The 25864-nt window shown below is 64.5% G+C and carries 29 protein-coding genes and 1 tRNA gene; 3 read left to right on the top strand and 27 right to left on the bottom strand.

The features are described from left to right. Positions 1-34 precede the first annotated feature (34 nt). The 4 genes from ACSQ1W_RS01390 to rplM all read right to left on the bottom strand — a co-directional run bounded on the left by ACSQ1W_RS01390 (position 35) and on the right by rplM (position 1782). Positions 35-772 (bottom strand): 2OG-Fe dioxygenase family protein, encoded by a 738-nt coding sequence (locus tag ACSQ1W_RS01390; RefSeq protein WP_436041375.1) that lies wholly within the window; start codon positions 770-772, stop codon positions 35-37. Positions 773-850: 78 nt separating this feature from the next. Beyond that, positions 851-925: transfer RNA gene (locus ACSQ1W_RS01385), tRNA-Gln, on the bottom strand. Positions 926-958: 33 nt separating this feature from the next. Then, complete coding sequence (gene rpsI, locus ACSQ1W_RS01380) at positions 959-1351, bottom strand: 30S ribosomal protein S9 (RefSeq protein WP_192270534.1); 393 nt, start codon at positions 1349-1351, stop codon at positions 959-961. 2 nt (positions 1352-1353) lie between these two features. Beyond that, positions 1354-1782, bottom strand: coding sequence for a 50S ribosomal protein L13 (rplM, locus tag ACSQ1W_RS01375; RefSeq protein ID WP_055936916.1), 429 nt, complete (start codon positions 1780-1782; stop codon positions 1354-1356). Positions 1783-1973: 191 nt separating this feature from the next. Between rplM and coq7 the strand changes: the two genes are divergently transcribed. Continuing rightward, positions 1974-2615 (top strand): 2-polyprenyl-3-methyl-6-methoxy-1,4-benzoquinone monooxygenase, encoded by a 642-nt coding sequence (gene coq7, locus ACSQ1W_RS01370; protein ID WP_436041374.1) that lies wholly within the window; start codon positions 1974-1976, stop codon positions 2613-2615. A gap of 23 nt (positions 2616-2638) precedes the next feature. Here the strand turns inward: coq7 and sugE are convergent, their stop codons facing one another. Both sugE and speD read right to left on the bottom strand, forming a co-directional pair. Further along, positions 2639-2959 carry a quaternary ammonium compound efflux SMR transporter SugE gene (gene sugE / locus ACSQ1W_RS01365; protein ID WP_436041373.1) on the bottom strand — a complete coding sequence of 107 codons (321 nt, stop codon included), beginning with the start codon at positions 2957-2959 and terminating at the stop codon, positions 2639-2641. A gap of 180 nt (positions 2960-3139) precedes the next feature. Continuing rightward, positions 3140-3934: an adenosylmethionine decarboxylase gene (gene speD, locus ACSQ1W_RS01360; protein WP_055936923.1), complete on the bottom strand. Its 795-nt coding sequence runs from the start codon at positions 3932-3934 to the stop codon at positions 3140-3142. 186 nt (positions 3935-4120) lie between these two features. On the opposite strand from speD, the gene crp reads away from it, so the two are divergent. Next, a complete protein-coding gene (gene crp, locus ACSQ1W_RS01355) occupies positions 4121-4807 on the top strand; it encodes a cAMP-activated global transcriptional regulator CRP (protein WP_225583680.1) in 687 nt (228 codons plus the stop codon). Positions 4808-5295: 488 nt separating this feature from the next. Continuing rightward, a complete protein-coding gene (locus tag ACSQ1W_RS01350) occupies positions 5296-6045 on the top strand; it encodes a sulfite exporter TauE/SafE family protein (protein WP_436041372.1) in 750 nt (249 codons plus the stop codon). Positions 6046-6117: 72 nt separating this feature from the next. Here ACSQ1W_RS01350 and ACSQ1W_RS01345 read toward each other — a convergent pair whose 3' ends face one another. The 21 genes from ACSQ1W_RS01345 to ACSQ1W_RS01245 all read right to left on the bottom strand — a co-directional run bounded on the left by ACSQ1W_RS01345 (position 6118) and on the right by ACSQ1W_RS01245 (position 25537). Then, positions 6118-7959, bottom strand: coding sequence for a peptidoglycan-binding protein (locus tag ACSQ1W_RS01345; RefSeq protein WP_436041371.1), 1842 nt, complete (start codon positions 7957-7959; stop codon positions 6118-6120). A gap of 97 nt (positions 7960-8056) precedes the next feature. After that, positions 8057-8923, bottom strand: a complete 867-nt coding sequence (locus ACSQ1W_RS01340) for a hypothetical protein (RefSeq protein ID WP_436041370.1) — start codon at positions 8921-8923, stop codon at positions 8057-8059. Between the two features lie 67 nt (positions 8924-8990). Then, complete coding sequence (locus ACSQ1W_RS01335; protein WP_436041369.1) at positions 8991-9359, bottom strand: hypothetical protein; 369 nt, start codon at positions 9357-9359, stop codon at positions 8991-8993. A gap of 54 nt (positions 9360-9413) precedes the next feature. Next, positions 9414-10646, bottom strand: a complete 1233-nt coding sequence (locus tag ACSQ1W_RS01330) for an XVIPCD domain-containing protein (RefSeq protein WP_436041368.1) — start codon at positions 10644-10646, stop codon at positions 9414-9416. A gap of 2 nt (positions 10647-10648) precedes the next feature. Beyond that, positions 10649-11203, bottom strand: a complete 555-nt coding sequence (locus ACSQ1W_RS01325) for a hypothetical protein (protein WP_436041367.1) — start codon at positions 11201-11203, stop codon at positions 10649-10651. A 94-nt stretch (positions 11204-11297) separates the two neighbouring features. Continuing rightward, positions 11298-12563, bottom strand: a complete 1266-nt coding sequence (locus ACSQ1W_RS01320; protein ID WP_436041366.1) for an XVIPCD domain-containing protein — start codon at positions 12561-12563, stop codon at positions 11298-11300. Then, positions 12560-13120: a hypothetical protein gene (locus ACSQ1W_RS01315; RefSeq protein ID WP_436041365.1), complete on the bottom strand. Its 561-nt coding sequence runs from the start codon at positions 13118-13120 to the stop codon at positions 12560-12562. Before ACSQ1W_RS01315 ends, ACSQ1W_RS01320 begins: the two co-directional genes overlap by 4 nt. 183 nt (positions 13121-13303) lie before the next feature. Beyond that, positions 13304-13618: a DUF4189 domain-containing protein gene (locus tag ACSQ1W_RS01310; protein ID WP_436041364.1), complete on the bottom strand. Its 315-nt coding sequence runs from the start codon at positions 13616-13618 to the stop codon at positions 13304-13306. Between the two features lie 188 nt (positions 13619-13806). Continuing rightward, positions 13807-14268, bottom strand: a complete 462-nt coding sequence (locus tag ACSQ1W_RS01305) for a DUF4189 domain-containing protein (protein WP_436046042.1) — start codon at positions 14266-14268, stop codon at positions 13807-13809. Between the two features lie 331 nt (positions 14269-14599). Beyond that, positions 14600-15061, bottom strand: a complete 462-nt coding sequence (locus ACSQ1W_RS01300) for a DUF4189 domain-containing protein (RefSeq protein ID WP_436041363.1) — start codon at positions 15059-15061, stop codon at positions 14600-14602. A 50-nt stretch (positions 15062-15111) separates the two neighbouring features. Continuing rightward, complete coding sequence (locus ACSQ1W_RS01295) at positions 15112-16182, bottom strand: type IV secretion system protein (protein ID WP_436041362.1); 1071 nt, start codon at positions 16180-16182, stop codon at positions 15112-15114. Positions 16183-16241: 59 nt separating this feature from the next. Beyond that, on the bottom strand, positions 16242-17015 hold the full coding sequence (locus tag ACSQ1W_RS01290; RefSeq protein ID WP_436041361.1) for a hypothetical protein: 774 nt from the start codon (positions 17013-17015) through the stop codon (positions 16242-16244). 21 nt (positions 17016-17036) lie between these two features. Further along, on the bottom strand, positions 17037-19544 hold the full coding sequence (locus ACSQ1W_RS01285; RefSeq protein ID WP_436041360.1) for a VirB4 family type IV secretion/conjugal transfer ATPase: 2508 nt from the start codon (positions 19542-19544) through the stop codon (positions 17037-17039). 4 nt (positions 19545-19548) lie between these two features. After that, complete coding sequence (locus ACSQ1W_RS01280; RefSeq protein ID WP_192270567.1) at positions 19549-19863, bottom strand: type IV secretion system protein VirB3; 315 nt, start codon at positions 19861-19863, stop codon at positions 19549-19551. Continuing rightward, entirely contained in the window at positions 19856-20233 is a 378-nt protein-coding gene (locus tag ACSQ1W_RS01275; RefSeq protein WP_192270569.1) for a TrbC/VirB2 family protein, read from the bottom strand. The genes ACSQ1W_RS01280 and ACSQ1W_RS01275 overlap by 8 nt, the downstream gene beginning before the upstream one ends. 73 nt (positions 20234-20306) lie before the next feature. Beyond that, entirely contained in the window at positions 20307-21101 is a 795-nt protein-coding gene (locus tag ACSQ1W_RS01270) for a lytic transglycosylase domain-containing protein (RefSeq protein ID WP_436041359.1), read from the bottom strand. A 76-nt stretch (positions 21102-21177) separates the two neighbouring features. Further along, complete coding sequence (gene virB11, locus ACSQ1W_RS01265) at positions 21178-22218, bottom strand: P-type DNA transfer ATPase VirB11 (protein WP_436041358.1); 1041 nt, start codon at positions 22216-22218, stop codon at positions 21178-21180. Positions 22219-22227: 9 nt separating this feature from the next. Further along, positions 22228-23436 carry a TrbI/VirB10 family protein gene (locus ACSQ1W_RS01260; RefSeq protein WP_436041357.1) on the bottom strand — a complete coding sequence of 403 codons (1209 nt, stop codon included), beginning with the start codon at positions 23434-23436 and terminating at the stop codon, positions 22228-22230. Beyond that, positions 23433-24194, bottom strand: a complete 762-nt coding sequence (locus ACSQ1W_RS01255) for a TrbG/VirB9 family P-type conjugative transfer protein (protein ID WP_192270577.1) — start codon at positions 24192-24194, stop codon at positions 23433-23435. The genes ACSQ1W_RS01260 and ACSQ1W_RS01255 overlap by 4 nt, the downstream gene beginning before the upstream one ends. Next, on the bottom strand, positions 24191-25099 hold the full coding sequence (locus ACSQ1W_RS01250; protein ID WP_436041356.1) for a virB8 family protein: 909 nt from the start codon (positions 25097-25099) through the stop codon (positions 24191-24193). The genes ACSQ1W_RS01255 and ACSQ1W_RS01250 overlap by 4 nt, the downstream gene beginning before the upstream one ends. Before the next feature lie 15 nt (positions 25100-25114). Then, positions 25115-25537, bottom strand: coding sequence for a TcpQ domain-containing protein (locus tag ACSQ1W_RS01245; protein WP_192271381.1), 423 nt, complete (start codon positions 25535-25537; stop codon positions 25115-25117). Positions 25538-25864: the final 327 nt, after the last annotated feature.

Genomic DNA, 25864 nt, shown 5'->3' with positions numbered 1-25864 from the left:
CATGGTTTCAATTGTAATCAAATAGTCGGCGCGATCAGCCTGTCGCCGAATCACCCTGGAACCCTTCCCGGCGGAAGGTCAGCACCAGCGTATCGCGGTGGCCGTGGTCGCCCAAAGGCTGGATCGGGGTGGATTCGTGGATCACGCGTTCGTCGTCGAGGAACAACAGGGACCACGGCGCGTCGAGCGTGAAGCGCTGCCCATCCGGTCCGGCCGCGGCGAACACCCGGGTTTCGCCGCCCTTGATGCCCTGCCGGTCCAGCAGCAGCACTGCGACGAAATCAACGCCGTCCCGGTGCGCACCTTCCGGGGTCGGTCGGCCGATGCCGTCGGTGGTGTCGATGCGGAACTGGTGCGCCTCGACATACCACGGGCGCTCGCCTTTCAGTACGGAACACCAGCGCCCCAAGCCCATCAGCAGTTGGCGCCAGGCAGGTGCGCCGGCAACGGCAGGTTCGATCGGTTCGAACCAGCGCTGCATCCCCCCGTGCAAAGCGTTGTAGTCCAGCGACTGCCAGTGCGCGCGATGTGGCACCTGTCGCATGTCGCCCGCCTCGACGACAAAGCACGAATGCCGTCGCCGCCGGTAGCGGCCACCGTCCTTGAGGTACCCGTCCACTTCCAGCCGGTCCCAGCTCGGCAGCAAAGGGGCCAGCGCATCGAGATCCGAGCAGATAGCCTCGGCCATCGCACGCGGCTCGAGCACGGCGTAGCCACGCTCCTGCACACGGCGTACGGCCTCGTCGGCGGGACAGAACGGAGGTTGGAACATCGCGACCATCGGCATGACCCCACAACGCAAAAACCCGCCAGAGGCGGGCTTTTGCGGATGTCCGGTTGGACGTCGAATTGGCAGCCCCGGATGGATTCGAACCACCGAATGCCTGAGTCAGAGTCAGGTGCCTTACCGCTTGGCGACGGGGCTGTGTAACCAGTGACGCGTAGTGTAGCGCGTCTGTTAGCGCTTGGAGAACTGCGTGGCGCGACGCGCCTTGTGCAGACCGACCTTCTTGCGCTCGACTTCGCGGGCGTCGCGGGTCATGAAGCCTGCCTTGCGCAGTTCCGACTTCAGCGTTTCATCGTACTCCACCAGCGCGCGGGCGATGCCGAGGCGGATGGCGCCGGCCTGGCCGGTGATGCCGCCACCGGTGGTGGTCACGGTGATGTCGAAGTTTTCGACGTTCTTGGTCAGCTCCAGCGGCTGGCGCACGATCATGCGGCCGGTTTCGCGGCCGAAGAACTCGTCCAGCGGACGACCGTTGACCGTGATGTTGCCGGAACCCTTGCGCAGGAACACGCGGGCGGTGGAGGACTTGCGACGGCCGGTGCCGTAGTTCTGAGTGATAGCCATGATTAGATGTCCAGGACCTGCGGCTGCTGAGCGGCGTGCGGATGATTCGGGCCGGCGTAGACCTTGAGCTTGCGATACATGTCGCGGCCCAGCGGACCCTTCGGCAGCATGCCCTTCACGGCGGTCTCGATGACGCGTTCCGGGTGGCGCTCCAGCGCCTGCGCCAGGGTCTCGGTCTTCAGGTTGCCGATGTAGCCGGTGAAGCGGTGGTACTTCTTGTCGGCCAGCTTGTTGCCGGTGACGTGGATCTTCTCGGCGTTGATCACGACGAGGTAGTCGCCGGTGTCAACGTGAGGGGTGTAGACGGGCTTGTGCTTGCCGCGGAGGCGGCGTGCCAGCTCGGTGGACAGGCGACCGAGGGTCTTGCCTGCTGCGTCGACGACGTACCAGTCGCGCTGGACGGTCTCGGACTTGGCGGTAAAGGTGCTCATGTGGATCTCGTGTGTCTGGTCGGGCGGATTCCGCGGTTTCCCGGGCGGAACTTTGCCACGCGTTGTGAAGGGTGGAACGGAAGAGGCGGGATTGTACGGGGCCTTGCCGCAGTGCGCAACCCCAGGAAAGCCCCGGTCCGCCATGTCCTCCGGGGCAGACGCGGGATCCACGGAGGCGGCACAATGACCGCATGAACACGCGGACCTTCTCGCCCCTGGACCACTGGCTGGTGGAGGCCCAGCGCGGCCTGGACACCGTCTTTGGCAACCCGCCCGCCCAGCGCACCAACCCGGCCGGGGACACCCCCGAGATCGCCCTGGAGCCGGACGAGCAGCGCCATGCCGCCGGCCTGATGCGCATCAATCATGTCGGCGAGGTCTGCGCCCAGGGCCTGTACTTCGGCCAGGCCGCCGTGGCCCGGGACGAGACCACCCGCGCCCACCTGCTTGAAGCCGCCCAGGAGGAAACCGACCACCTGGCCTGGTGCGCCGACCGCCTGCGCGAGCTGGACAGCCGTCCCAGCCTGTTCAACCCGCTGTGGTACGCCGGCAGCTATGCGCTCGGCGCCCTCGCCGGCCTGCGCGGCGATGGCTGGAGCCTCGGTTTCGTCGTCGAGACCGAGCATCAGGTGGAAGCCCATCTGGACGAGCACCTGGAATCTCTGCCGCCCGCCGATCTGCGCAGCCGCGAGATCCTCAAGGTCATGAAGGCCGACGAGGCCCGCCATGCCGATCACGCGGAACAGGCCGGCGCACGCATCCTGCCTCAGCCGATCCCGACGCTGATGGCCGGCGCATCGAACCTGATGAAGGCCGTCGCGTACCGCCTTTGAGGCACGCGACAGCCCATCCCGCCCTACGAGGCAGACGCCAGCTTGAGGCCCACGATGCCGGCCACGATCAGGCCGATGCAGGCCAGTCGCGCGGCGGTCGCGGGCTCCTGGAACAGCCACATGCCGACGAAGGCCGTGCCCACCGCGCCGATGCCCACCCATATGACATAGCCCGTGCCCAACGGGATGTGCTTGAGCGCGACCGCCAGCAGCCAGAAGCTGGCCGCCGCCGCCACCGCGGTGATCACACTGGGTACCAGACGAGTGAACCCCTCCGAATACTTCAGGCCCACCGCCCACACCACTTCCAGCAATCCCGCCACCACCAGATAGACCCACGCCATACGTCACCTCCTCAGGTTTTTGCCCGGGCCATAACGCGAAACGGCCCGGAACTCACGTTCCGGACCGCCGTCGGTCCTGATGCGCGGCTTGCGCCGCGGGCGGGTCGTCCCGCCGTTCTGTGTGGGCAGACTAGCGCGGGCCACCCGAACCGGATGTAACCCGCGCCCGCCGCCAACCCGTCATTCCGGCAGGTTGCGCCCGTGGTACAGCTCTTCGATCTCCCGCTTCAGGCGCGCCTCGATCTTCATGCGCTCCTTGAACGACAGGTTCTTGGCCTTCTCCTCGAACAAGTAATTGTCGAGGTCGAACTCCTTCAGGTGCATCTTCGTGTGGAAGATGTTTTCCTGGTAGACGTTCACGTCGAGCATCTCGTAGCGCGACTTGATGTTCTTGGCCAGGAAATCCTGGATCGAATTGATCTTGTGGTCGATGTAGTGCTTCTTGCCCTTCACGTCACGGGTGAAACCGCGCACGCGGTAATCCATGATGACAATGTCGGATTCGAGGCTCTCGATCAGGTAGTTCAGCGCCTTCAGCGGCGAAATCACGCCGCAGGTCGCCACGTCGATGTCGGCACGGAACGTCGCGATGCCGTTGTCCGGGTGGGTTTCCGGATACGTGTGCACCGTGATGTGCGACTTGTCCATGTGCGCCACCACCGCGTCGGAGATGATCTCCTTGCCCGCATCCTTCTTGTCGATCACCGGCTCCTCGGAGATGAGGATCGTCACCGACGCACCCTGCGGGTCGTAGTCCTGGCGGGCCACGTTCAGGATGTTGGCGCCGATGATCTCCGCCACATCCGTCAGGATCTGGGTCAGGCGATCGGCGTTGTACTCCTCGTCGATGTACTCGATGTAACGACGGCGCTCGTCCTCGGACGAGGCGTAGCACACGTCGTAGATGTTGAAGCTCAGCGCCTTGGTGAGGTTGTTGAAGCCTTGCAGCCGCAGGCGAGGCAGGGGTTTTACCACGGCGGTGGTCCCTCTCAGGGGGTGTCGGATAAGGGGGCGGATTATGCGCCATAGCGGGTGACAGTGAAATGTCCATGGCCCGCCCGTCGGTACACCGTCACATACTGGCCCAGCCCTTGCATGGCCTGCGTTTGCCGTCGGCTACGTATTCGGACTAAGCTTCCTGAATTACAAGCCGTGACCACCATGAGCCCAGGCATCCCCCTTTCAGCCCCCGCTCGCCCCGCCGCCAGCCCCCTGACGCCGGACAACGCCACGCTTGAGCGCTTCCTGGCCCACAGCCACCGGCGCCGCTACCCGGCACGCGCGGATGTCTTCCGCCCGGGTGACCCGGCCGGCACGCTCTATTACGTGGTCAGCGGCTCGGTCAGCATCATTACCGAGGAAGATGACGACCGCGAACTGGTCCTCGGCTACTTCGGGTCCGGCGAATTCGTCGGCGAGATGGGCCTGTTCATCGAATCCGACCGGCGCGAGGTCATCCTCCGCACCCGCACCCAGTGCGAACTGGCGGAAGTGAGCTACGAGCGCCTGCACCAGCTGTTCCTGGGCACGCTGTCGGCCGACGCCCCCAAGCTGCTGTACGCCATCGGCGCGCAGCTCTCGCGGCGTTTACTGGACACCAGCAGGAAGGCCAGCCGCCTGGCGTTCCTGGACGTCACCGACCGCATCATCCGCACCCTGCACGACCTGGCCCGCGAACCGGAAGCCATGAGCCATCCCCAGGGCACCCAACTGCGCGTCTCCCGCCAAGAGCTGGCACGCCTGGTCGGCTGCTCGCGCGAGATGGCCGGCCGCGTGCTGAAGAAGCTCCAGGCGGACGGCGCCCTCCACGCACGCGGCAAGACCGTCGTGCTGTACGGCACCCGCTGATCGCACAAGGCGTGAGGCTGGTCCGTCCAGGCCAGCCAGCGTCGACGCATCCAGCACTCCGCTTCCCGACATCCGTCGCGCCCGACGTGGTGGTGCAGGCGATGTCGACGCGCTGACTGCCCATCCAGGTTGTCCGTAAGCCTCGGCAGGGCCCTGTTTGAGTTGGCCTGGCTTCGATTCTTCCAGCACCTTGCGCCGCGTGCCACGACCTGCGGCATCACTGCCTGATCGTGGATCCGACAACCGCCACTGCGGGCATCGAACAGCAGTTGCTTGACGGGACCATGCGCCACGCGTGCCGCGCAGGCTTCGTACGCGCTCATGCAGAGGCAGGCTCTGCACCGCATCGAGGCGCATGCGCTCATCCCTGCAGGTTCGCCAACGCCTCGCTGCGCTTAACTTGCGCACTCAGCGCAGGGAGATCCGCCGCACCCTGTATCCTTCGGAACGGATACCCACGGCACCCCACGCCGACTGGAAACATCGGGATGGAGTTCGGCAGCGAGTTCTTCTGGTTCGTCCTCATCGGTCTTGGCGCGCAACTCGTCGATGGCGCGCTCGGCATGGCGTTCGGCCTGATCTGCTCGTCGATCCTGCTCAGCATGGGCCTGCCGCCGGCCGCCGTGAGCGCCAGCGTGCACGCCGCCGAAGTGGTCACCACCGGGGTCTCGGGCGCCTCGCATGCCTACTTCCGCAACATCGACAAGCGTCTGTTCTGGCGACTGACGATCGCCGGCTCCATCGGTGGTGCGATCGGCGCCTACGTACTGACCAAGTTGCCCGGCGATGCCATCCGCCCGTTCGTCTATCTCTACCTGCTGGCGTTGGCGGTGCTGATTCTGGTGCGCTCGTTCGGTCGCTGGATGCCGCGCGAACAGGTCAAGCGCGTGCCGGTGCTCGGCTTTTTCGCCGGCCTGCTTGATGCCACCGGCGGTGGCGGCTGGGGGCCCCTGGCCACGTCCACCCTGCTCGCCCGCGGCGGCCAGGCGCGCACGACCATCGGCACCGTCAGCGCCTCGGAATTCGTGGTGACGCTGGTGGTGTCGATCACCTTCATCCTGACCATCGGCCTGGATCATCTGGAGATCGTGCTGGGTCTGCTGGTCGGTGGCGCCATCGCCGCACCCTTCGCAGCGTGGTTCGTGCGGCATGTCCCCGAACGGGTCGTGCTGAAAGTGGTCGGACTGCTGGTGCTGTGCATCAGCCTGTACCAGATCGGACGCGCCTGGCTGGCCTGAGCACGGGCGCCCGACGTGCATGGTGCCGGGACGCATGGGCCGGTGTCCCGGCCCATGCGCATGATCGCTCCGTCAGCGCGCAGCCCCTGTCTGATCACGTGGCTGTACGACCTGCTGGTCGGCGATAGGCTGCTCCTTCTGCCATCCCTGCCCGCCCGGCGTCTTCAGATAATCATCCAGCGCCTGCCGCATGGCGCGATCATCGCCCCCGTGCATCGCGGCAAACATGCGGTCCACGAACGAGCGCTGCGCATCCTCGCCCCGTGCATTCTGGGGCGAGACCTCCACGGGCGTCGTCTCGCGCGCCGCATCGCGCGTGGCCGCCGCCAGCGCCTCGCGTGAGCGGTCACCGTATTCGCCATCCACCTTGAGCCCGCGGTCGGCCTGGAACGCGCGCAGCGCGTGCTCGGTCTGGGGACCGAACTTGCCTGATGCGGTCTCCAGCGGCTGACCATCGGCGCCGCGGTAACCCAGCTGGTTGAGCTGCTGCTGCAGCTCGCGCACGGAGGCGCCCGATGAGCCGTCGCGAAGCACGTCGGGCGAGGCGGTCCGCGCAGGGACGGCGGCATCGCGTTCGGCGCCGCGCAGGTGCGGGAGCGGATCCACCTGCCGGCCATCGCGCCACATCTCGAAGTGCAGATGCGTATCGCCCTGCGCGGGCGTGTTGCCGGTCCTGCCCATCGTGCCGATCTGCTGCCCGGCTTCCACGCGCTGCCCGTTGCGCACGCTGAACTCGTCGAGATGGAAGTACTTGGTCAGCGTGCCGTCGTCGTGCCGCACGTGCACGGTGTTGCCGGCGGCGTCGTTGTTCGGCTTCACCACCACCGTTCCCGCGGCGACGGCTACCACCGGGTCGCCGACATCGCCCTGGATGTCGATGCCGCCATGGCGGCGGCCACCACTGCGTGGCGTACCGAACTCGCCCCGGCCCTCACGCGGCTTGTCGGCTTCGTTGATGTCGCGGTTGCCCGGCGTCGGCCACACCAGCCCACCATCGCGCTGTTGCGCTTCCACGGCCTGCGCGCGGTTGCGCTCCTGTTCGGGCAACGCAAGCTGTTGGGCGATCGCTTCGCGCGTGCGTGCATCGGCAGTGCCGGTCGCTTCAAGCTGGTTTGCCGTCTGGAAAGCACGGACAGCTTCCTGTGTCTTGCCGCCGTAGACCCCCGAGCGCGTTTCCAGTTCCGCACCCTGGCCATCCCGGAAGCCAAGCTGGTTCAACGAGGTCTGCAGGGCGCGGACTTCTTCGCCGCGCTCACCGCTTTGCAGCACACCGTCCGCCAACGGTGACGTGCGTTCGCGGATGGCCGCATCGGGCTGACCGGCCTGGACGCCGCGGTCGGGGATGTTGATGGCGGCATACTTGCCATTCCAGTATTGCGAGTACGTCGTCGCCAGATCGCGATCGCTGAGGCCGCGCAGTTCGGAAGGTGCGCGACCGGTCAGCCGCTCGACGTCGAGGTCGCTGATGTTGTTGAGGATGTTCCTGCGCGTATTGGTGCGCGTGAACTCGCCCGCCTCGATGGCATTCTGGATGGACGCGTAGCCGGCGGCGCCCTGCTGGTGCGCCAGGTAGAGGTCCAGCCCACTCGGCGTCTCGTTTCCGGACAGGAAATCGTGTCCGCTTCGTGCCTGGCGGCGCGTGATATCGCCGAGATTGTCCGAATACAACGCCGCTGCCGCGCGCGTATTCACCACAGGATCGAACTCCCGACCCGATATCCCATACTGTTCGGCGGTATCCGGCATGAACTGGAACAGTCCCTTGGCTCCGCTGGGATTGTTCGCGTCCGGGTTGAAACGACCTCCCGTCTCGATATAGGCGAACCGCAGGAAATCGTCGCGGGGAATTCCGCTCTCCTGCGCTTGCCTCTCGATGATGTCGAGGATCTGCTCACGTGTGTACTGACTGGCCATCGTTGGCTCCTTTGCTGATGTGCGCGACCGGGCGGTCGCAGGACGTCAACCGGGCCCCTCCGTGGGCCTGATGCAAGTCGGTCAACTGGAAATCGGACTACTTTTTGTAGCGCTCGCTCGTCTCGTCGAAGGTGTAGACCACGTCATCCGCGCTGGTCATGTCGCGGACCTTCCCGGGCGAGGCGATGGTGGTGCCCTTGGAAGACACCTTCAGGGTTGGCAGGCCCTCACCCGCGCGCTCGAACGTCAGCGTCCCGGCGCTGGCGACACATGGCATGACCTCCCCGCCATCGCATGCGTCACTGTTGTCGTCGCCGACAGGAATGCTGCCGAGATACCCCCACTGCCTGAAGCCCAGCTTGTCCACACTGTCGGGATCGAAGAGGAGCAGGCTGAACATGCGGACATCGGTACCATTCACGAAATCCAGGGTCGGCACCGCCAGCAGGTAGCGACCGTCGCCGGTGGTGAACGACTGCGCCTTGCGCGAATCATCGACCTGCTCTGGCCGCCCCATCCTGCCGAACTCGCCGACATACCCGTCCGTATCAGGCTTGGACCACTCGGCCGTGCCGTCCTTCTCGACGCGCGTGAAAGTCGCCTGGGAAATGGCGACGTGCTCCGGATCCATCATGCCGTTGTCGCCCTCCGGACCTTCGCCCTGGCTCTTGCTGCCGAAGCCGGTGAAGTAGTGCTTCCCTTTCAGGTCGAACGCATGGCCATACCAGTAGCTGACCGTGGCACCGCCATCGATCTTGTAGCTGACCGCACCGTCGCCGTCTCGCTGGTAGATGAAATACAACACGCTGTCCGCGGAGGGCGGCTTCAGCTCTGACATGTCCTGATCCTTCTTCTGGGGGGCTGCATCCTGGGTCGTCGCATCAGCGGGTCGCGGCGCCTGCGCATCGCAGCCACCGGCGAGCACCGCCATCGAAACCAGTAGCAGGGAGGAAAGCTGTTTCATGTGCTGAAACCTCGTGTGGTCGATTCCGTGAGAACGGGCATCCATCGGCACGCGACGGATCTCTGCATCAGTGACTGATCGGCGAGTATTCGGGCCGTCCCGCGCCTTCCCAGCGCCCGGACGTGTCGGCCTTCGGACATACCGCCTTGTATTGCGCGAAGGACAGGGTGTCGTCCTGCGTCCACGGCTTTCCGTAAGGATTCGGCGGATCGCAATACGGCATCAGCATGTAGGCACCGGTGAACGGTGGCATCGGCTTCCAACACGGTGCCGGGTTGCGCTTTATGTCCTGCCCCTGCGTGCAGAACACGAAGGGATCATCCATGCGGTAGTACAGCCGCTGGTAGTAGCCGCTGGATTGCGCACCGGACTGCGCACTGAGGTCGAACAGCACCAGCAGGCCCAGCGGGATGACGAACTTCATTCCTCGTTTCATGGCTACGTTCCTCGTAGTGCATGGACACTCTTTTCCTGCGTTCCGTCGGGAGCATCAGCGTGCGACGTCCATCGGCGTCGGCGTCCGCGGCTCCGCCTGGAGGTTCGGTGCGCGCTCCTGCGACGCCAGTTCGCGCTGATGCGTTTCCATCCGCTCCCGCCACGCCTGGCCTGCAGGTGACGCCTGAAGATCGCCCTGCGCCAACTGCAGCGCCGCGGGATCGTGATCGCGTGCCGCCGTCAGCAGTCGCTCCACGTCGGGATTCGCTCGCCACGCGTTGCGTGATGCGTCATCGGTTCCACCGCCCTGGCGTGGCGTGTCAACCTGTGACGTGCGACCGGTGCGCTGACGCTCATCGCGCGCCGCCGGCTCGCCTGCGGGCAGCGGGCCACGGATGCGATCGATTCCATCCAGCACCAGACCGACGGGACCGCGTGCCGTCACGGTGACGCCACGACGCAGGTCGCCGACATCGTCGCGGTAGTCCGCGATGATCCGACGATGTTCCTCGGCGAGTCGTCGTGCATTCGGATCCTCCAGCGCGGAACGATCCGGCCGGCCATCCCCGTCCACCCGCAGGAAGTTGTGCATGCTGTGCGAGCCGCCGGACATCACGGATGCGGTCAGCGGCATATCCCGCTGCAGGAGATCGCGGACGATGTTGTCGTGGTATCCCGTCCGGTGCAGGGTCTCGATCTCCTGCGCCGTCGCGTAGGTTCGCACCTGGCCATAGTGGGGACTGGCGGAACTGACGGCGTCCACGGCCATCACGTGATTGATGACGCGATCGCCTCCCTCCGGGATCCGCCGGTCCAGACTGGCCGCGCCGTAGGCATTGAATGTTTCTCCGCGCAGATCGAAGTGGTGCGCTGATACCTGCGCCAGCGTGCCGCCAAGCGAATGCCCCGTGACCGTCACTTCCGGAGCGGTCCTGCCAGGCTCGCGCCCTAGTCGTTCGGCGTACTCGACGGCACGACGCGTCAGTTCGACCGCATCGCCCGCCTGACTGTTGGTGCGCGTGAACACCATGCCGGCATCGGCGATCACGCCATCCCGGAACGCCTCGCGACCGAACTCGGTGCCGCGATGGGCCACAACCACCGCGCCACTGCCTTCATGCTGGTAGATGGTGCCCTGGTAACCCGTGCGCGGATTGTCGACGTAGTCCACCACGCGATAGCGCTCGCCGCCGACCACCACGTCCTTGTTGAGCAGATCGTGCATCTGCCCGCCGCGATCGTAGCTGTGGTCCGCCAGATGGGCGTACTGCTGCGGGGTGAGTCCCATGATCAGGCCTCCCTGGCGGTCAGCACGATGCCGAAGAACTCACCGCGCTGGTCTGCCGGCACCTTCTGCAGGTCCGGCTGACCGAAATCACGGAAGCCTTCCGCGCCGGCTTCCCTCGGATAGCGTGCCTTCCAGTAATGGAACGCTTTCGGCGCGCCCTGCGGCAGTTCGTCTCCATTGAGCTTGGCGATGAAATGGGTATCGCCCTGGTCGCCCGGCGCGCGCAGCTGCACCTGCGCCTGGATCAGCGCCCATCGGCACGCCCCGCGCCCGTGGTACTCGGCGTCGACCATGCCGTCGGTGTAGAACGTGCCGCTGTACTCGCTGTCGGACACGCGCTCGAGACGGAACGGGATGTCGTGCGTCGGCACGGGCGAGGTATGCCCGCCGGGATTGTCCTTCGGCGGCGGCAGGCACTCCTTGTTGACGACATCGTACTGGGCGGCGCTGGACACCACCTCCAGTGGGCCGGGTGCGCCTTCGATGCGCAGCGTCAGCCGATAGGCCTGACGCGGGGCGGGATTCTCGGTGAATGGGGGGCTGGTCTGGCTGTTCATGGCACCACTGCATGCGGTAGGGAAAAGAAGGGACATCGCGAGCAGGTACTTCGGCCTGCGCACGGGACATGGGGACGTTGTCATGACGGGCTCCTCACCGCGTCAGCTCCGCGGGCGCCTGCGACTCGTGCCGCGTCGCAGGCTCGGTGAGCTTCAGGCGATGCAACTGCAATTGCTTTTGCCACTCCTGCCCGTACGGTGAATCCTGCAGATCCCGCAGGGCAGTGCGCAGCCCGTCGCCATCGTTGGCTTTGGCGCTGGAGAGCAGACGGTCAACTTCCGATGCCGCAAAGCGTGCGTCCAGCCTGAGGGGGGGATGGAACGACTCCACAGGCTCCACACCACCCCCGTTCCCGCCGCCAGCCCGTTCGCGCGCGGTCGCCGCAAAAGCACCCCATTCCGGCAAGGACCTCGTCTCGTGCGCCCGATCGGCGCGCGCGCCCGGCTCACTCGGCGGGACAGGACCACGCAACGCATCGAACCCATCACGCATCGCGCCATACGGACCGCGTGCGGCGGCCGTGACGGCGCCACGCATGGCCTCCACATCCTCGCGGTACTTGCCGATCATGGGCGCGTACTCGCGCGCAAGCGACTGCGTCTGCGGGTCATCAAGCACCGAGCGGTCCGGGCGCTGTTCACCGTCCACATTGAGGAAGCGATGCATGTCATGGGAGCCGAACCCCTTGATGCCCGCCACCAGGCTTGCACGAGGATCCAGCAACCTGGCGTCGTTGTTGGCATACCCTGCGCCGCGCAGCATGTCGATCTCGCCGGGCTGCGCATAGATGCGCATCTGTCCGTAGTGCGGGCTGGCCGAACTGACGGTATCCGCTGCCATCACGTGGTTCACGACGCGATCGCCACCTTCCGGGATCCGTCGATCCAGGCTGACTGCACCGTAGGCATTGAACGTCTCGCCGCGCAGGTCGTAGTAGTGCGCGCTCACTTGGGCAAGCGTGCCACCCAACGAGTGGCCGGCCACCGTAACTTCGGGCGTGCGCTTACCCGGAAGTTCCCCTTGCTTCTCGGCGTAGTCGCGTGCCCAACGCGTCAAGGCGACCGCATCGTCCGCCTGCAAATTGACGCGGGTCAACACCATCGCGCCGTCCGTCTTTATCAAATCGTCCCAACGCTGCCTTTCAAACTCGGTGCCCCGGTGCGCCACGACGATGTCACCACTGTCCAAGTGCTGATAGACCGTGCCCTGATAGCCGGTCTCCAGATTGTCGGTGAAGCGGAGAATCTTGTACTTCACGCCCTCGAGAACAATCTCCTTGTTCACGAGATCCCGCATCTCGCCGCCACGATCGTAGCTGTGCTCGACCAGATTCGCGTACTTTTGGGATGCGAGTTTCACTCGGACAACTCCTCGGTTTCAAGGCTGACGCTGAAGAACTCAGCGCCGCTCCCTTCGGGGATGGCATTGACGTCACTCTCACCGAGGTCTGGAAAATCGTCGATGTCGTCTACGCGGGGATAACGCGCCTTCCAGAAGTAGGTCCGCTTTCCTGCCTCACGCTCCACCTGCTCACGATCCAGACTGGCGATGAATCGGGTTTCCTTATCCGCGCCGGTTGCGCGTAACTGCACCTGCATTTGGATCATTTCCCAACGGCAGATACCGCGACCGTGGTAGTCCTCATCGATCATCCCATCCGCATGGAAAATGCCCGTGTACTCGGTATCCGAGACGCGCTCCAGCTGAAACGGGATGTCATTCGTTGGCACCGGGGAAAGGTGGCCTCCCGGGTTGTCGTTCGGCACAGGCAGGCATGCCGGGGTGACGACGTCGTGCTGCGTCGCGCTGACCGTCACCTTGAGGGGGCCGGGCGCATCGTGGATGTGCATGCGCAACCGGTACGCACGCACCGGGTTGGGTTTCTCTTTGTAGTGTGGTCGCTGTTTAGTGTCCACGGCGTCATTGCACGCAGTTGCGGAGAACAGGGCGACTCCAAGAAACAGTGACGTCCATGGGAACCTCCTTCCAGACATGAAATGCGCACTCATTTACCCGCCCTCAATGTTCTGGCAGAAAGAGCGGAACCGGCCATCAAGATCAGGGTGTGGCATGCGCGATGGTGAGGCATGTCCCGCGCTCTACTTGACCAACACTGGATGGGAGCAATTCGAGTAGTTGACCTTACAGGCTCTTCCGTTCACCGCGGAGCACCTCGAAATTGCAAGATGGGAAGCCTCCTCGACGTCCTTACCATTCTGATAGTAGGCGGTAGACTTGCTTGCGGCATCGATGGGCTCTGCCACGACCGCACAGCTGTTCTTGTACTCGTAGGCAGGTTTGCAGTTGATCCCGCCCATCGCGACGCATTTCCTCTTCGCTTCGCGTCTTGCCGCCGCCTTGGTCAACTGGCCTACCGACGTACCGACATATCCCTTCTCATCGTCTTCCGCCATAGCGCCCCAGGTTGTTCGCCAGCAGGGCGGTGGCGCGGCCTGCCCCCCCGACACGCCAGTTGGCAAGCACTGCGAGCTCCCCGGCGTCACGCTTTGTGGACACGCCGTCTGGGCTTGCACGCCCGAAAACGGCCCCAACAGAGACAGGAGTATCAATGAACAAAGTGGCTTCATGACTCTTCTCGAAACTACCTGATCCTTATTGGGCTTGTGCAGTTTGAGTAGATTGGCTTGCAACCACCTGCATTGTTCTTCCTTTCACACTCCTGCACCGCCATGTCCACCGCTTCCTGAGAAGAAAGGCCCACTTTGTACGAAGCGATCATCGGCCGGATGTCTGCCACGGGTTCTGCGATCGCAGCGCACTGATTCTCGTAAGAGAGAATTACCCTGCACTCTCTCCCGCCGATGGATTCGCACTTTCTTGTCGCCTCCTTAAGCGCAGCTCGACGCGACGACTGCCCAGTAGCAGTGCCAATCGAGACAGTCTTGTCATCGAGAGCAATGGCACCCCATGTCAGCTTCCAACGAGGAGCGACCTCCTGAACTGCCTGGTTCCCTCCTTGCGAACTGGGCAGGCACTGCGAACTTCCCGGTGTCACGCCATGGGGGCATGCGGTCTGCGCGACTACTACATGCAATGACAGCATGCTAACAACAACCAGAATGGCGGTCGTCGAAAGAATCCCCAACGCCTCTCTGCTCACGCGAGATTTCCTCGATGGCTGTGCGTCACAGCGCTTGTCGGATCACTCGATTCTCCGCAGGCCGCGGGAACATATCCGCTCCCTGATCGCGTGGCCCGCATCGCCTGGCCTTGCCAAAACGCGCTGTACGCCATGAGCCGACCGACGGCGCCATGGAAGAACGCAGTGGTCATCGGCGGCACGGCAACCAGAAAAAGGGGGTGCTCAATGCGGCTCATCAGAAACTCGCTCTCTCGCTTCATCCAACACCCGTATCTGATTCCCTGCGTCAGGCTCAGTCGACAAGTACAGGACGAGTGCAGTTTGAGTAGATCACTTCGCACCTGCGCCCACCATTCTTCTTGTAGCAACTATCGAGAGCCAACTTTGAGGCCTCTTCGATCGTCGGACCACTCACGTCGGATCCGAACCTCGGTTGAATATCCCTATCGATTGGATCAGCGATAACGGCGCACTGATTCTGGTAGACAAGAGTGACTGCGCAGTTCTTGCCGCCCATCCCTGAACACTTTCTCATCGCTGCGCTACGTGCTGAGCGACTGCTGTACTCACCACTGGATGTCCCCACCACGGCAGCTGCATTATCCGATGCGAACGCCCCCCATGTGAGCTTCCAGCGAGGCTGTCGCGCAGGAGCGGGCGCGGACGGGGCGCCCTGATTGGTCGGTAGACATTGCTGACTGCCTGGCGTAACACCCTGAGGGCACGCTGTTTGGCCCTTCAGCGTTGCCGGCATACAAGCCAGCATGACTGACACAATTATTGCGCTTCTCATTGTTGGACTCCCTACCCGACGGCCGGTCTGTGGCTACGCGCAGGATCATTAATGGCCGTTGAGGCATTCGCGGCGGGCTCAGCCGACGCCGGCACATACCCACCGCCCGGTCGCGTCGGCTGCATCGCCTGCCCCTGCCCAAACGCGTTGTACGCCATGAACTGACCCACCGTCCCTTGGAAGAACGCGGCGGCCATGGGTGGCACCGTGACCAGGAACAGCGTCATCAACAGACCGAGTCCGCCCTGCTGCATGGCCATGCTGCTCACACCCTGCGGCGATGCTTGCGCCGCGAGCGCCACCAGGTACTGGGCCACGTAGGCGCCCGCGACCGCGCCAAGCAGTTTGGAGATCATCGACACCGTGAAACTGAGTACCGCCAGCGAGAACATCGTGCCGATGCCGTACCAGACCCATTTCTGGAACATGCCCTTCGTCTGTTCGAATCCAAGGCACAGAATGAAGAACGGCCCGAAGCCGACGAACAGCGCCATGGCCATCTTGTACATCAACAGGATCGCGCCACCCATCAATGACGGCCCTGCGACGCCCACGCCGGTGAACCACATGGTCCGGGTCTTGGCTGCCTGCAGCGTTTCATCGAAGCTGGTGTACAGCGCATCGATGGCCACCATCGCGGCTTCCATCTGCTGCAGGTTGTCGTCGATGGTGTCTTCCGGGCCTTCGTCCTCGTTGGTCACCAGCTGGTTGATGGTGCGCGGCATGTCGTCGGTCAGCAGCTGATGGATGCTGCTGCTGCCCAGCGCGAAGGTCGTAGCCACCGTGATGATCAACACCCACTTCAGCGACTTGACTACCAGCTCCATCATGAACTGCCGCGACTGGCCGGTGACGATGCGATACCCCTGCAACAGCACCCAGAGCGTCAGCAGGACGAAGGCCACGCCGCCCACCCACTCGGCCATCGCACCGAGCAGGTTGTCGCGGAAGACGCTGATCTCCTCGTCCACCCAATCGAAGATGAGGCGGAAGAACGCCCAGCGCTCGACGGCGCCTATCGCCGCCTCCATGCTCCTCAGCAGGAAGGCGAGCCCGTTGTCCAATGAAGGCAAGTGCACCATGTTTCATTCCTTCGTATGGCGGCGACGCATCCTGCGTCGCTGCCCGTGTCCCGATCAGGTCAGTTGCGGCGCGTGGACTGCACGGCATCCAGCGCTAGCTTCAACGTGCCGATGCCGACTGCGCCGCCGATGATGCCGCCGAGTCCGCCTGACGTGTCTCCCTTTCCGTCCAGTGCCTGCTGCGCAAGCGTCTTGCTGGCTTCCTGCAGGTAGCCGATGCGCGCGACGTAGGCATCCATGTAGGTCTGCTGCTGCTGGCGATCGATCTCCATCTGCGACATGAGCAGCAGGATGCGGTTCGTGTTGTCCTGCAGTTTGCCGACCTCATGGCTGCGGATGTTGCCGCGCTGCCGCTTGAGCTCGTCCAGGTAGCGCTGGCGTTGCGTGGTGACGTCGTACATCTTCAGCGAGTAGTTGTACTTCGCCAGTTCCGTGTTCACGATCTCGCGGCACAGCTGGTACTGCTGCTGGGCGATGCCGCTGCTGGCCTGCTTGCAGCGGTTGTCCGCATTCATGTTGACGCCGCTCTGGGTCGGCTGCGCGTGCTGAAGCTTCTCCTCCGGCTCTGGCGCGGCCTTGCTGTCATCGTTGTTGCCGTTGAACGATTCGAAGACCTGCTGCTGGTACAACTCACGCAGGTTTCCGTTCACCGTACCGTTGCCATTGCCGTTCGCACTCGTCGTGCCGATGCGGCCGTTCATGTCCTGCAGCTTGGTGTTGGCGGCGTTGTCCACCACCCGCCATTGCGCCTGTGCGCTGGCAGCGGTGCCGAGCCCCAGGATGAGCAGGGCGATGGCGATGCAGGTGGCGGTATGCGATGTCGGCTGGTTCATGGTGGTGTCCTCGGCTATCCGTCAGCGCTGGATGCTGGAGTAGGTGGGCCGCGTGGCGCGCGGGCCGGTGGAGCGGTCTTCCCGTGGAGACGATGGAACAGGCGCTTCCCGGCGGGTGCGCGATCCTTTGCGCTCCTGCTGGAAGCGCGGCAGCCACTGCTCGGGCAGCAGGTCGGCCTTGTCGATGCCGAGGCGAAGCGCCTCGTCGTCGACGATCCTGTGCATGATCTCGATGTTGTCGGTGCTGGCCGAGATCACCGCCAGCGCATCGTCCATGCCGCGCAGGTTGAGCTGGCAGACCGTCGACGCGTGACCCTGCTTGACCAGGAAGCAACGGGAGCGCTCGTCCAGGCTCTTGATCACCTCGAACTCCGCATCGGTCAGCTTCAGGCCGTCGATGTAGTCCTCGCGTGCCGCGTTCGGATTGGGCAGCAGGATCAGCGTGGCCGTCTGTTCGATGAGGGCAGCCGAGATGTCGCTGGCCAGCGCATCCTCCGGGCTCTGGGTGGCGAAGATACCGAGGCCGTTCTGCTTCCGGATCGTCTTCTGCTTGTTTTTCGCGAAGTCCTTCAGCGCGCCGCCGCCGTCGAGGATCTTCCAGAACTCGTCCATCACATAGATCAGTGGCCGGCCGTCGATCAGTTCCTCCAGCCGGTGCAGCAGGTAATTGATCACCGGCACGCGGATCTCGGCATTCTCGATGACGTCGGTGTAATCGAACCCGATGATGCTGGCGCGACTGAGGTCGATGGTGTCCACGGGGTTGTCGAAGACCCAACCCAGTGCATTCCCCGCCGTCCACTTCCGCAGGCGTGCGTACAGGCCATCGTCGCCCATGTTGGGCAGGCTCTTCTGGAAGTTGGTCATCGAGCGTAGGTGCAGCGGCATGTCCAGCATGGCCTCCACCGCGCGGAAGACGTCCTCGTCCTCGCGCGCGGTGTAATGGGCCTTGCCCGCCAGGACCTTGACCAGGCCGGCGAGGAACTGCACGTTGGCGTCGGTGCGCTCGCACTGGAACGGATTGAACCCGGTCGGCTGTCCGTTCTCCAACGCCAGGTAGTTGCCGCCGCAGGCGCGCACGAAGATCTCCGCGCCGCGATCCTTGTCGAAGAAGAAGATCGTCGGCACCGGGTCGAACTTCTGCACCTGGCTGAGCAGGAAGTTAATCAGCGCCGTCTTGCCGGTGCCCGACTTGCCGATGACCATCGTATTGGCGATCGCCTTCTCGCCCAGCGAGTTCTCGGCCGGATGGGTGGCGTGGAAGTTGAAGTAGTACGGCTGCCCGTTGGTGGTCTGCAGCACGGTGACGCTGTCGCCCCACGGATTGTTGTCGCGCTTGCCGGTCGCGAAGTTGTGCAGGGGCGACAGGCCCAGGAAGTTCAGGGAACTGACGTTCGCAAGCCGTGTCCGGTAGCGCCAGTTCCCTGGCAACTGGGAGTAGAACGACGAGCAGACGGCCAGGTCTTCCTTGGCCGAGACGAAGCCGGCGTTGGAAAGCTCGGCACGGGCGACCGCCAGATTCTGCGACAGGCGCTGCTGGTCTTCGGCGTACAGCGCCATGATGAAGTGGTATTCACCCAGGACGAAATTGCCGGACGCCACCTGGTCCATCGCATGGTCCAGCTCGGCGATCTGACTGACCGCCTTGTCGCCTGACGAGATCATCATGCCCTTGGTGCGATCCAGCACCTTCAGCGCATCCTGCCGCCCCATCGGGCTGAACGAGTGGGTGATGACGTACTCGAAGTCCAGGTACTTCAGCCCGTTGAGGATGCCGGGCCAGGTGCCGTCCGTGTACTCCTTGATGTTGAGGATGGCACCGAAGTGGTTCTGTCCGTCGGGCGTATTGACGACGAAGTCGCCCGTCTTCGACGAGAACATATGCCGGCTGACGGCGAGGTAGTCGTACAGCGGCGCGCGCAGCACCGGGACCGGCTCCGAGATGCGGTTGAGCAGGAAGCCGAAGAACTCGAGCGTCTCGGAGAACACGCCGCCGGCGTCGGACTCGTACATGCCCAGCCGGACCGGCGCGTAATCCTTGAGCACCGCTTCCACGTTGCCGGCAAGTTCCAAGAGCTTGCCCACCGCCTGTTCCTGCTCGGCCTGCAGTCGCGGGATGCTGGCCGACTTCTCGACGAACTTCTTTCCCATCACGATGGGCCGGTAAATCATCGTGAGGTACAACTCGTTCTGCATGATCTTCTGCGATGACAGCGCGTCGAAGTACCCGTCCGAGAGTTCCTGGTTGAACGCCTGACCGTAGCGCGCCCCTTGGCGGACACGTCCACGCCGCCGCAGATCGTGCACCCAGAACGCCACGTTGACGAAGTCCGGCGCGCGCAAGGTCTGCAGCATGCGATTGAACGTGTTGTGGCGATGCTCCAGCTCCCACTCCTCGCGCCCGACGAAAGGCAGGCCATCCAGCCGCCACGTCAACAGGAAGTCGCCGCCCGTCGTCTTGACCACGTGCGGCGACACATGGGCGGACAGCGGAATGAACTCGGCGATGGACAGGTCGGGCGCGAGCATGGGATCAGTCCGGAATCGAATCGTCGAAACGCTGGCGGTAGGCATTGGGCGTGAACACCCACATGCCTTCGTGATGGCGCACGTTCCGGACCCTGGTCCGGAACTGCAAGCGCAGGCCGATCAGCCGGAAGATCATCTCGTCGCGGCGCGCCATCTGCCGCATGATGAAAATGACCACCGGCAACAGGGCCAGCCAGAACATGTTGAAGTAGAACGTGAGCAGCAGGCAGCCACCCGCCGCGATCGTGAAGGGTATGTAGGGAACCCCCATGAACATCGGCGGGCGCGTGCACCCTCTGAACAGCACGTTCTTATGCATGGTTGGCCAGCATCTGGACCACCAGCATCGTCGTGCCGGAGGTGACGTCTTCGGGCACCAGCATCCGGGATATCTGCGCCGCGGCGCCGATCAGGAACCCTCCGATGAGCACCGGCGCCACATCGCCGATCCGCTTGTGGTTGAAGGCGATCTGGTAGCCCGCGAAGATCACCGCGATCGTCACGACAGCGATCGAGGCCACATTGAGCAGGTTGTTGATGTTGGTGAAGAACGTAGTGACACGTCCTGCGGCGGCTTCGCCATCCTGGGCGAACGCCAGTTCGGGCATGGCCAGGGCCGCGACAGCGACCAGTGCCATGACGAGGGCGGCGGAGACTTGCTTGGCTTGCATCACATGCGTGTTGTTCATGGTAGACCCCATTGGTGGTTGCAACGGTGGGTGGCACTTTCGCGTGCCGTTAAGCCATCCCTGGCGGGTGTTGCTAGAAGACGAAAGCGTCATCCCTCCCGGATGTCTGCACGACCGGTGGCGCTGAGGGCGCCACGGTGGTGTTCTGGTGATACGCCTGCACCAGGACGGGTGCATCGGCCGAAGCCTTCGCGACAGTTGGTGAGGCTGCCGGCGATGCGGGCGCCGCGGCGGGGAGCGGTGTCGGCACGGGAGCTGGCCGTGTCGCCGCAACAGCAGCGGATGCGACGACCCGGTCCGGCCGCGCCTCTTCGACGCGCCGCGCGACGCGCGACGAAACGGCGGCTGCGGCCGGCCGGCGGGTGGTGCCCCCGGGCTTCGGTGCGGTACGGCGATCGATGACCGCGATGGCGGGTGCGGCATCGTTGCCGGCCGTCCGCTGCCACGATGCGAACACCTTCTGTACGTAGCCATGGCGATAGCCGGTCGTGAAGTTGCCGGAGTAGTAACAACTGAAGGCCTTGCCCCAGTCCTTGCCGGAACGCGCGTAGCACTCGGCCAGGATGCGCGAGCCCGCCTGCAGGTTGGGGCAGACGTCGAATGCCTTTTCGTAGCTGTCCAGGCCCTGCCGCGTCAGGTTGTAGCGGTTGACCTGTGCCAGCCCGAGCGAGAAGTTGTAACCGCGGTCTTCCAGCATGCGCGCGGTCGACAGCGCCTCGGGCAGGTTGCGCGGCTGCCGCGCCAGCCGCCCCCCCACCACGCCGATCGCGTAGGGATTGAACGAGGACTCGACCTTCACGACGTGTTCCATCACCGTCGGCGGGACCGCCAGCCCGGTGCAGCCCATCAGCTCCATGCCAGGCAGCATCAGCAGACCCTCCCAACGGCGGAAGGTAGCCGGCTGACTCGCGATGTGTTCGTGACGTTCATGTGCTTCCTTCCCTTCAGGACGCCAATGCGCGTGCGGGATCGAAATCGATACCGGTGATGTAGCGACGGCCCGCATGCGCCTTGATGTGCACGACGATGTCGATGGTCATCTTCAGCAGGCGCTTGATCACCTCGAACTCCAGTCCCGCACCTTCGGCGGATGCCTTCACCATGAGCGCCAACTGGTCCCACGTCTGCGCGGTGCTGCCCGCATGGCAGCTGGTGATCGATCCCGGGTGGCCTGACGCGCAGTTGCGGATGAAGTAGAACGACTCATCGCCGCGCAGCTCGGCCAAGATGATGCGATCCGGCTTCATGCGCAGGCAGGCCTCCATGCAGTTCTTCGCGGTGACGTTGCTCGCGCTCTGGCCGCCCTTGGAATACAGCAGGTGCACGACGTTCGGCTGCCGGATGAACAGCTCGCGCGCATCCTCGATGGTCACCAGCCGCTCCTGGTCGGGGATATGATTGACCAGCGACTTCATGAAGGTGGTCTTGCCGCTGCCGGTCGCACCGGCCACCACGATGTTCTTGTGGTAGTGCACCGCCTTGCGGAAGAACTCGGCGTAGTTGCGGCTGCGGCGCAGCTCCAGCAGTTCCTGGTCGTGGTCGCCGAGCACCTGCTGCTGCTCGAGGATCTCGTCGAAGAACCCGTCCTGCTCGTACTGCTCCAGCGTCTTGCTGAACTTGGCCGGCAGGCGGATGGTGATCGATACCCTGCCCGCGTCGCACGCAGGCGGGATCACGAACTGGGCGCGCTGGCCAGTCGGGAAAGTCAGCGACACCATCGGATCGATGTCGGTGATGCGCTGGCCGGTATTGCTCTCGTTGACCACGGACGTGCAGAACTGGCGTGCCCGCTCGAACGTCAGCGTAGGCACGTCCGCCTTCAGCCAGCCTTCCTTCGCCGTCTCGAGATAGAGCTCACCGGGGCGGTTGATGCAGATCTCGGTCACGTCCGAGGAATGCATGTGCTCGCCTATTCCGAGCACCTGGTACTGGTAGTCCAGGAACTCGTTGGAGACGCGCGCCAGGGGCTCGTTCTGCGTATCCATGCGGCCGTCTCAGCGCATCACCGCGGAGAAGTCCACGTCGCGTGCGACATAGACGTTGACGATGGTGCCCTGGTTGATGGTGACTGTCGGCGGGCGGGCCATGTTGCGGTCGAGCGCCATGTTCGCCAACCGCTCCATGGTCCTGGCGGTATTGCTCTCGTAGGGATTCTGGTAGATCGCGCCGTTGACGACGGCCGTCTCCTGCGGCCCATGCTTGGCGCCCGCATACTTGAACGCATCGCTCAGCATGCTGATCAGCAGGGCGGACGAGATGCGTTGCGCCCAGTGCGCCGAGTAGTGCCCGGGATTGCCCGCCGAACCGAGCATGTCGGTGCCCGGGCTCTGCATGTTGACGTCCATGCCGGTGGGTGTGGTGATGCGGTCCCAGACGATGGCGGCGCGCTCGCCGATGATGGCGTCCGACGTGTAGCTGCCCATGACCTTGGAGCCGCGCGGCAACAGCAGGCGCTTGCCGTTGACCGAATACACAGGCTCCGTCACCACGCAGGACGTGTAGCCCGGGACATCGGTGATCACGCGGGACTCGAGCACGCAGCGGATGTAGGTACCCCGCAGCAGCAAGGTGTTCGGGTTGTAGAGCGGCTTGGCGCTGGTCATGCCGTCCGGTGGCTCGCGCGGCGCGGCGGGGCCCTGCCCGGGCGGACCCGCCATCATGGCCGCGTACTCGGCCATGCCCGGCTCCTGCGGCGCGCCTTCGGCACCCGGACCGCCCTCGCCGAACGTGCTGGCCATATCGAGCATGCGCCGTTCGCGCAGCGAAGGCTCCTGGCGTCCCGGCAGACCGGGAGGCATCGCCATCATCGACGCCGTGGACGGCGCCGCATCATCGATAACCGGGAGGGGCGGCAGGCTGGGCTCCATCGGCACCGGCGGCGCCTCGGGCGGCAGCTCGGGCAGGTCGCGCGGTGCAGCGGGAATCACCACCCGTTCGCCCTTGGTGGGCGCCGGGTCCCGGTCACCCTTGGACGACAGGCCGCCACTGAAGATCCAGAACACCACCAGCAGCATCAGCACGACGATGCCGGCCAGGAACAGCAGCGCCTTGCGGTTCAGCCGCTGCACATCGGTCGAGCGCAGGTAGGGCGCGTTGGCATCCAGGTCCGGGTCCGGCGCCATGCGGGCCCTCTGGTAGGGATTCTGCGGATCCACCCGCTCGGGGCCGGCATCCGGGTGGTCGTGCGGGGTCTGGGTCGTCATTCCGGGCTCCTGCGCAGACCCACCACGTTGTCGCCGTGGCGGATGACCAAGTAGGGATAGGTGCCATGCACGACGATCGTGTCGTCCTGCACGGTCGAGTTGACGACGAACTCGTCGCCGTCCTGGCTGTCACGGGCGAACACCGCCGGGAAGTTGCCGCTCGGGAAACGTGTGCGATCACCCATTCGGATGTAGGTGAATCGACGGTCGTCATAGACCGTGGTGGGCACCAGCCAGGTCGGACCGCGCTTGCGCTGCGCGTACTCGTAATTGAAGTGGTACGCGCGATCGGGTTCGACCGATGTGCTCAGCTCGGCTGCGACCTCCTGCGGCCGGTTCGCGGTGCCGGCGAAGCTGGTGTCGCCCGGATACGCGAACTTGATGCGGTATTGCACGCCTGCCGCGCGGGCCTGGTCCAGCACGCGCCAGTCGGTGGCGACCACCCGCAACTCGAAGATGTACGAGTGGGCCGCGGTGCGCACCAGCAGATTGGTGTCGACGTCGACGTTCCTGGGCTTCAGGTAGAACACGTTGCCGCGACGGCTGATGTCCCATCCGCCGCTGAAGCCGGTACTGAAATCCAGGATTTCCTCGTGCGGCGACAGCTCGATCTGCGTGGTGATGCCCAGGCCAGTGCGCACCGGGTACACCTTGTCAGGCGCATAGGTGTACTCCTCGATCACCTGCGCCATGGCCGGCAATGTCGTGAGCAGCAAGGCCATCGCGGCCAACCGCATCAGGGCGTCCTTCAACCTCATCGTTGGGGCACTCCAGGTCCAGTCTGGGCTTCCGATTGCTCCGCAGGTTGCGGGGCCGTCGATACGTCGTTCTCGTTGGGAGCCACGACCGCACCTTCCGCAGGGGGAGCGGCGGTCGGCGCGGCGGGCGGCGCGGGCACCATCGGTGGCGGTGCCGGGAACTCTCTCTCGGGTACCGCGGCGGCGGCGAAATCATCATCCACGCGGTAGTTCACGACGCGGAAGCCGAGCGGATTCAGCAGCCTGTCCTCTTCGCTCAGGCGGAGATCCGCGTTGTAGGTGAACTCGAGCGTCGCGATGCGGCTGTCCAGCGGACGCGAACGACCGCTCCCCTTTTCGTAGACGCTGCGCTGGAACCTCACGGTCGCGCCAGTCGGTCGCGTGCCCGAACCACCCCCGATCAGCACGATGCTGAGGATGCGCACGCGCACCGAACTCGATCCGCCATACAGCCGGAACGGCCGCTCGGGATTGTTCTCCGAGTGCAGTGCGGTGTAGGCCGGCGAGACGGCCGGGCCCGCCATGGACAGCGTCGTGCGCCAGTTGCGTTGGCCGATCAGACCGGAGTCGTAGGACTCCCGCGCCAGCACGAACTGCGCGACGTTGCTCTTGTTGATCGCTTCTTCCGTGGTGACATCGCGGTCCTGGAAATTTCCCGACAGCCGCGCCACGCTGGCGGTGCCCGTATAAGGGTCGGCCATGACCAGATACGGCACCTTCTCCTTCAGTGGCAGGAACAGGAAGTAGCCGCCGGCCAGGATCAGCGACATCAGGATCGCCGACCACGCCACCATCCAGGCACGCCGCTCGCTCTTGCGCGCGCGCTCGGCGAGCGTGAGCTCGAAACTCGCACCTTGCGCGACGGCGCGGTCGATGTCGGGAGAGGACGTCTTCTTCTTGAACATGCGTCCGCCGTCGCCTCAGTCGCCCAGCGCCGCGGCAGGCGCGACATCTGCCGGCGGCGGCACCGCCTGGCTCACGATGATCCGGGGACGTTCGATAACGACCTGCACACCCTGTTCCGCATACGCGGCCGACAGCGATGTGGCGGCATCCTCCAGACTGTTGGTGCGGATGTGCGCGACCGGTGCGTGCAGCGTGTAGTCGTTCGGATGCAGATACGCCAGCGTGAGGCGCGCGTCCTTGGCCCAGCGGCCCAGCATGGTCCTGAGCGTGCCGTCCGCGGGCGACGCCTGATAGGTGTACGCCTGCTGCAACGGAATGGCCTGCGGAGCTTCCGCGAAGCGATTGACGGGCCGCCACCGCCCATTGACATCGGCGGCCTTCGGCGTGGCGCACCCTGCGACCGCCAGCGGCAGCATCACGAGACCCAACACCACCATATTGCGAAGAACGACGTTCCGGCTCACGGATCCACCATTTGGCAATCGTCGGCAACACACACCCGATACGCATCCGGATGCGGATGCGCTACGGCACTGATGAATGTCTCCGGGTGGCAATGCATGCCTGCGCGCGACGGGATGTGGAAACGTCCCGTGGCTGACGCGTTGCACAGGGCACACGCCTGCGCATTACCCCCTGTATTCGCATCCATGCGTTCACGCTCCTTCGACAATCACGCGGCACTTAACTCACACCGCACGATCAATCCGGTACTGCATCACGACAGTCGCGCCGAACATAGCCACGCATTTTTGTGTCGTCAA

The organism is Pseudoxanthomonas sp. LjRoot143 (assembly GCF_964252945.1).
In the GTDB taxonomy this organism is placed as follows: Bacteria; Pseudomonadota; Gammaproteobacteria; order Xanthomonadales; family Xanthomonadaceae; genus Pseudoxanthomonas_A.
The sequence above is the reverse complement of the archived record's forward strand: the minus strand, read 5'-3'. Positions and strand labels throughout refer to the sequence as shown.

Coding starts and splice junctions, on each gene's coding strand:
- rplM (WP_055936916.1), bottom strand. CDS start 1,782: ATGAGCACCTTTACCGCCAAGTCCGAGACCGTCCAGCGCGACTGGTAC.
- ACSQ1W_RS01260 (WP_436041357.1), bottom strand. CDS start 23,436: ATGACGACCCAGACCCCGCACGACCACCCGGATGCCGGCCCCGAGCGG.
- ACSQ1W_RS01305 (WP_436046042.1), bottom strand. CDS start 14,268: ATGCTGTCATTGCATGTAGTAGTCGCGCAGACCGCATGCCCCCATGGC.
- ACSQ1W_RS01290 (WP_436041361.1), bottom strand. CDS start 17,015: ATGAACCAGCCGACATCGCATACCGCCACCTGCATCGCCATCGCCCTG.
- ACSQ1W_RS01325 (WP_436041367.1), bottom strand. CDS start 11,203: ATGAACAGCCAGACCAGCCCCCCATTCACCGAGAATCCCGCCCCGCGT.
- ACSQ1W_RS01245 (WP_192271381.1), bottom strand. CDS start 25,537: ATGGTGGTGTTGGGTCTCGTGATGCTGCCGCTGGCGGTCGCAGGGTGC.
- crp (WP_225583680.1), top strand. CDS start 4,121: ATGAGCCCAGGCATCCCCCTTTCAGCCCCCGCTCGCCCCGCCGCCAGC.
- ACSQ1W_RS01270 (WP_436041359.1), bottom strand. CDS start 21,101: ATGCTGCCTGGCATGGAGCTGATGGGCTGCACCGGGCTGGCGGTCCCG.
- rpsI (WP_192270534.1), bottom strand. CDS start 1,351: ATGGCTATCACTCAGAACTACGGCACCGGCCGTCGCAAGTCCTCCACC.
- ACSQ1W_RS01275 (WP_192270569.1), bottom strand. CDS start 20,233: ATGAACAACACGCATGTGATGCAAGCCAAGCAAGTCTCCGCCGCCCTC.
- ACSQ1W_RS01335 (WP_436041369.1), bottom strand. CDS start 9,359: ATGAAACGAGGAATGAAGTTCGTCATCCCGCTGGGCCTGCTGGTGCTG.
- ACSQ1W_RS01310 (WP_436041364.1), bottom strand. CDS start 13,618: ATGGCGGAAGACGATGAGAAGGGATATGTCGGTACGTCGGTAGGCCAG.
- ACSQ1W_RS01255 (WP_192270577.1), bottom strand. CDS start 24,194: ATGAGGTTGAAGGACGCCCTGATGCGGTTGGCCGCGATGGCCTTGCTG.
- ACSQ1W_RS01295 (WP_436041362.1), bottom strand. CDS start 16,182: ATGGTGCACTTGCCTTCATTGGACAACGGGCTCGCCTTCCTGCTGAGG.
- ACSQ1W_RS01330 (WP_436041368.1), bottom strand. CDS start 10,646: ATGGGACTCACCCCGCAGCAGTACGCCCATCTGGCGGACCACAGCTAC.
- sugE (WP_436041373.1), bottom strand. CDS start 2,959: ATGGCGTGGGTCTATCTGGTGGTGGCGGGATTGCTGGAAGTGGTGTGG.
- ACSQ1W_RS01300 (WP_436041363.1), bottom strand. CDS start 15,061: ATGCCGGCAACGCTGAAGGGCCAAACAGCGTGCCCTCAGGGTGTTACG.
- ACSQ1W_RS01350 (WP_436041372.1), top strand. CDS start 5,296: ATGGAGTTCGGCAGCGAGTTCTTCTGGTTCGTCCTCATCGGTCTTGGC.
- coq7 (WP_436041374.1), top strand. CDS start 1,974: ATGAACACGCGGACCTTCTCGCCCCTGGACCACTGGCTGGTGGAGGCC.
- ACSQ1W_RS01345 (WP_436041371.1), bottom strand. CDS start 7,959: ATGGCCAGTCAGTACACACGTGAGCAGATCCTCGACATCATCGAGAGG.
- ACSQ1W_RS01285 (WP_436041360.1), bottom strand. CDS start 19,544: ATGCTCGCGCCCGACCTGTCCATCGCCGAGTTCATTCCGCTGTCCGCC.
- ACSQ1W_RS01280 (WP_192270567.1), bottom strand. CDS start 19,863: ATGCATAAGAACGTGCTGTTCAGAGGGTGCACGCGCCCGCCGATGTTC.
- ACSQ1W_RS01250 (WP_436041356.1), bottom strand. CDS start 25,099: ATGTTCAAGAAGAAGACGTCCTCTCCCGACATCGACCGCGCCGTCGCG.
- ACSQ1W_RS01390 (WP_436041375.1), bottom strand. CDS start 772: ATGTTCCAACCTCCGTTCTGTCCCGCCGACGAGGCCGTACGCCGTGTG.
- virB11 (WP_436041358.1), bottom strand. CDS start 22,218: ATGGATACGCAGAACGAGCCCCTGGCGCGCGTCTCCAACGAGTTCCTG.
- ACSQ1W_RS01340 (WP_436041370.1), bottom strand. CDS start 8,923: ATGAAACAGCTTTCCTCCCTGCTACTGGTTTCGATGGCGGTGCTCGCC.